This window comes from Dietzia sp. B19, assembly GCF_014145155.1.
GTDB lineage: Bacteria > Actinomycetota > Actinomycetes > Mycobacteriales > Mycobacteriaceae > Dietzia > Dietzia natronolimnaea.
On the sequence record NZ_JAALED010000208.1, the window covers coordinates 1 to 4,973 of the forward strand.

The 4,973-nt window shown below is 71.2% G+C and carries 5 protein-coding genes; all 5 read left to right on the plus strand.

The window, feature by feature from the left end:
- A partial coding sequence (locus tag G6020_RS06970) for a zinc finger domain-containing protein (RefSeq protein WP_277815251.1) occupies positions 1-572 on the plus strand: 572 nt, incomplete at its 5' end.
- Positions 573-577: 5 nt separating this feature from the next.
- On the plus strand, positions 578-1,030 hold the full coding sequence (locus tag G6020_RS06975) for an OsmC family protein (RefSeq protein WP_182610124.1): 453 nt from the start codon (positions 578-580) through the stop codon (positions 1,028-1,030).
- Positions 1,027-1,347 carry an acylphosphatase gene (locus G6020_RS06980; protein ID WP_182610125.1) on the plus strand — a complete coding sequence of 107 codons (321 nt, stop codon included), beginning with the start codon at positions 1,027-1,029 and terminating at the stop codon, positions 1,345-1,347. The genes G6020_RS06975 and G6020_RS06980 overlap by 4 nt, the downstream gene beginning before the upstream one ends.
- Before the next feature lie 129 nt (positions 1,348-1,476).
- Positions 1,477-4,170 carry an HAD-IC family P-type ATPase gene (locus G6020_RS06985; protein WP_347238012.1) on the plus strand — a complete coding sequence of 898 codons (2,694 nt, stop codon included), beginning with the start codon at positions 1,477-1,479 and terminating at the stop codon, positions 4,168-4,170.
- Between the two features lie 26 nt (positions 4,171-4,196).
- Positions 4,197-4,973, plus strand: a 777-nt coding sequence (locus G6020_RS06990) for an AAA family ATPase (protein WP_182610127.1), incomplete at its 3' end; no start/stop codon positions are given.

A 4,973-nucleotide genomic window follows, 5' to 3' on the forward strand; every position in this document is an offset into this window, starting at 1 on the left:
TGCGGTTCGTCGACCAGAGGACGTTCGGCGGGTGGACCGTCGTCCCACTGGCCGAGGCCGCCGACGGCACCCGAGTGCTCCTGCCCGCGCCGGCCGCCCACGTGGCCGCCGACCCCTTCGAGCCGGGATTCGACGAGCTGGCCACGGCGCGGACGATCCGCCGCCGGGACACAGAGATCAAACGGCTCCTGCTGGATCAGACCGTGGTGTCGGGGATCGGCAACATCTACGCCGACGAGGCGCTGTGGCGTTCCGGTGTCCACGGCCGTCGGCGCGCGGGAGCGTTGACGCTGGCCACCGTCCGCGGGGTGCTCGGTCACGCCCGTGACGTGATGTCCGACGCGTTGGCCGCCGGGGGCACCTCGTTCGACGCCCTGTACGTCAACGTCAACGGGGCCTCGGGATACTTCGACAGGTCTCTCGACGTCTACGGGCGAGCGGGGCGGCCCTGTGCGAGATGCGGGACGCCGGTGGTCCGCGAGGACTTCATGAACCGCGGTTCCCACTTCTGCCCCGCCTGCCAGACGGCGCCCCGCCGTGGTGGGGCGCGCCGGACCCGCTCCGTACGATGACCGTCATGACGACGAGCGGTAAGGACAACACCTCCCAGAACCCACCGGCCGCCACCGAACTCCGGGTGGAGCGGGCCGGGACCCGGCGGTACGTCGGGCTCTCGACGCGGGGCGCGCGAGTGGAGATCGGCTCGGCGGACGTCGAGGGCGTGTTCACCCCGGGTGAACTGCTCAAGATCGCCCTGGCGTCGTGCACCGCGATGGCCTCGGACTTCACCGTCTCCCGCCGGCTCGGCGAGGACTACGAGGCCACCGTGCGCGTGGCCGGGGACGCGGATCGCGAGGCCGAGCGGTACCCGCGGTTGGAGGAGACCTACGAGCTCGACCTGTCCGGGCTCGATCCGGCCATGCGGGACAGGCTGCTCGACATGATCAGGCGATCCGTCGACAAGGCGTGCACCGTGGGCCGGACGCTGCAGTCGGGCACCGAGGTCGAGCTCGGGTTCGATCTCCGATGACAGGCCGGCGCGCCGCTGACGGGGGCCCGGGCGGTCCCGATCCCGCCCCGGTCCGGATGGTCGCCTGGGTGCACGGACACGTCCAGGGCGTGGGTTTCCGGTGGTGGACCCGCTCCAGGGCGCTCGAGCTCGGGCTCGTGGGATACGCCGCGAACAAGGCCGACGGCCGGGTCCATGTGGTGGCCGAGGGGCCCCGCCGGGCGTGCCTTCAGCTCGTCGACCTGCTGCGGGGCGGGGACGGGCCGGGCACGGTGGAGCTCGTGGTGGACTCCTGGGAACCGGCCCGGGGGGACCTGACCGGATTCCGCGAGCGCTGAACGCACCCTCGGCCCCGGGCCCGGAACGGTGTAGGGGCATTCTGGAGACGGACCGATCGCGACGTTCGAGACAGACCGGAGGACCGGACCATGACCTCATTCAGGACCTCCGGCACAGGAGAAGGTGACGTGACTACCGACACCTGGCACGCACTGGAGGTGCCGGAGGTACTCGACCGGGTGGGCACCGGCACCACGGGACTGACCTCCGAGGAGGCGACGCGCCGTCTGGAGCGCCACGGTCCCAACCGGTTGGAGGCGACCGACGCGACCGCCGCCTGGCGGGTGCTGCTCCGGCAGTTCCGGAGCCCCCTTGTCCTGTTCCTGATGGTCTGCGCCGCCATCACCCTGGTGCAGGGTCACCTGGTGGACACCGCCGCGATCACGGCGGCGGTCGTGCTCAACGCGGCGATCGGGTTCTGGCAGGAGCGCAAGGCGGAGACGGAGGTCCGGGCCCTGCAATCCCTGGCCTCACCCACCGCCCGCGTGCGGCGGGACGGTCACGTGCAGACCATCGACTCGGCCGATCTGGTGCCCGGAGATCTCGTGCACCTCGACAGCGGCGACCGCGTCCCGGCCGACCTGCGGCTGATCGAGGCGGTGTCCCTGAGGGTCGACGAGTCGATGCTCACTGGCGAGTCCCTGGCCACGGACAAGGACACGGACCCGGTCGCCCCCGATGCGCCGACCGGAGATCGGACCGGCATGGCGTTCAGCGGCTCGCTGGTCTCGTCGGGCCGTGCGACGGGTGTCGTGGTCGGCACCGGCGCGGGTACCGAGCTCGGGGCCATCAACGAGCTGGTCCAGGACACCGCGGCGGCGGCACCGCTCACCGCCCTGATCCACTCCATGGAGCGGTGGATCGGCCTGATCGTGGGGATCTCCGCTCTGGCCGTCTTCGCCGCCGGGCTCGCGCTCGGACACGACGTCTCGCTGATGTTCCGGACCGCGGTGGCTCTCGTGGTCTCCGCGATCCCCGAGGCGCTACCCGTGGTGCTCACCGTGGCGATGAGCGTGGGCGTGGCCCGGATGGCGCGGCGCAATGCGATCGTGCGGCATCTGCCGTCGGTGGAGACCCTCGGGTCCACGACGGTGATCGGGTCGGACAAGACCGGGACCCTGACACAGAACCTGCTCACCGTGGAACGGCTGTGGACCACGGAGGGGGAGATCGCTGTCGACGCCGCGACCGGGGTCGGCACCGACACCGGTCGGATCAGCGCCGTCGCGGAGACCGCCCTGCGCGCGGGCGCGCTGACCAACGAGGCCGTCCCGACACGGGACGACCCCCTTCGCTTCACCGGCGACGCGGTGGATGCGGCGATGGCCGCGGTGGCGGTGGGACTGGGCGTCGTCACGCCGACCGAACGGGCCGCCGCCCCAGTGGCGCACATGCCGTACGAGCCCGAGCTCGGGTTCTCGCAGACGATCCGGAGCGAGGGCGGTCGGCCGGTGCTGTACGTCAAGGGTGCGCCCGACGCGGTCTCCGCGATGTGCTCGAGCATGCTCACCGCAGGGGGCACCACGACCCTCGATCGGGCAGCCGTCCTGGCAGCCAACGACGCCCTGGGCTCGGAGGGGCTGCGGGTGATCGCCACGGCCCGCCGGGAGCTCGAGGACGGGGATCCGCGGCTGGCCGGCGACACCCTGGAGGGCGCACCGGAGGACCTGACCTTCCTCGGCCTGGAGGGGATGACCGATCCTCCACGTCCGGGCGTCCAGGAGGCGATCGCCGGCTGCCGGTCGGCGGGGATCCGGGTGATGATGATCACCGGTGACCACCCGGTCACGGCCACCGCGATCGCCGGGAGGCTCGGGCTGGACACCGGCACGCCCCCGCTGACCGGGGCCGAGATCGCGGCCCTGGACGACACGATGCTCCGGGCCCGGCTGGCGGATGCGACGGTCGCGGCCCGGGTGTCGCCACAGGACAAGATGCGGATCGTCGAGCAGCTCATGGCGATGGGCAACGTGGTCGCGGTGACCGGGGACGGTGTCAACGACGCGCCCGCACTACGCGTCGCCTCCATCGGGGTCGCGATGGGCGACTCGGGCACGGACGTCGCCCGCGAGGCCTCCGACGTCGTCCTCACGGACGACGACTTCAGCACGATCGTGCACGCCGTGGAGGAGGGGCGGGTCACCTTCGCGACCATCCGCAAGGCGACCTTCTTCCTCCTGTCCTCGGCGATCGCGGCGTTGATGGCGGTCGCGATCAACGTCTTCACCAATTCCCCGCTGGTCCTGCTGCCCGTCCAGATGTTGTGGGCCAACCTGGTGACCTCGGGGATCCAGGTGATCGCCCTGGCATTCGAACCCGGCGAGGGCGACGAGCTGGAGGTCCCCCCGCGCGACCTTCGTGAGGGTGTCCTCGATGCCACCATGTGGTGGCGTACCGCGCTGAGCGGGGTGTGGATGGCGGTGGTGACGCTCGTCGTCTACGAGCGCGCGATCTGGGAGGGAGTGGACACCGATCACGCCCGCACCCTGGCACTGACAGTGCTGGTCGCAGCCAGTTTCTTCCACGTGATGAACGCCCGTGCCCTCCGTCGGTCGGTGTTCACCCTCAGCCCGCTGGCGAACCCGCTGTTGATGGCCGCGACGGCGGTCGCCGCCTGCCTCCAGGTGCTGGTCGTGAGCTGGCCGGTCCTGGCCGGCCCGATGGGTCTGAGCCCCCTGAGTCCAGGTGAGTGGGCGATGTGCGTGATCGTCGGGGCCACGGTCATCGTGGTGTCGGAACTCCACAAGTTGGCGGTGAAGCCGGCTGCCCGGCGGCGCGCGGCGGCGATTGTCGCCGTCGGGGTCACGCCTCCGGGGCGGTAGCCGGCCGTGCCATAGGATCGACAGTCGTGTACCTCAAGTCGCTGACGCTCAAGGGCTTCAAGTCCTTCGCGGCACCGACGACGCTGAGGTTCGAGCCCGGCATCTGCTGCGTGGTCGGTCCCAACGGTTCCGGTAAGTCCAACGTCGTCGACGCGCTGACCTGGGTGATGGGGGAGCACAGCGCCAAGTCGCTGCGCGGCGGCAAGATGCAGGACGTGATCTTCGCGGGGACCGCAGGCAAGGCACCGCTCGGCCGCGCGGAGGTGACGCTCACCCTCGACAATTCTGACGGCACGCTGCCCATCGACTACGCCGAGGTCTCGCTGACCCGGCGGATGTTCCGCGACGGTGCGGCCGAGTACGAGATCAACGGGGACCGCGCCCGCCTGATGGACGTCCAGGAGCTGCTCTCGGACTCGGGCATCGGGCGCGAGATGCACGTGATCGTGGGCCAGGGCAAACTTGCCGAGATCCTCGAGTCCAAACCCGAGGAGCGTCGCGCCTTCATCGAGGAGGCCGCCGGCATCCTCAAGCACCGTCGTCGCAAGGAGAAGGCGCAGCGCAAGCTCGCCGGGATGCAGGGCAACCTCGACCGGCTGAGTGACCTGACCGGCGAACTGCGCCGCCAGCTCAAGCCCCTCGGTCGTCAGGCCGAGGTGGCGCGCCGGGCCCAGTCCGTCCAGGCCGACCTCCGCGACGCGACCTTCCGGTTGGCCGCCGACGACCTGGTGACCCGACGCGCCGAGCTGGCGGACGCGGAGAGCGTCCGTGCCCGACTCGCCGAGCAGGTGGCCGTGGCCGTC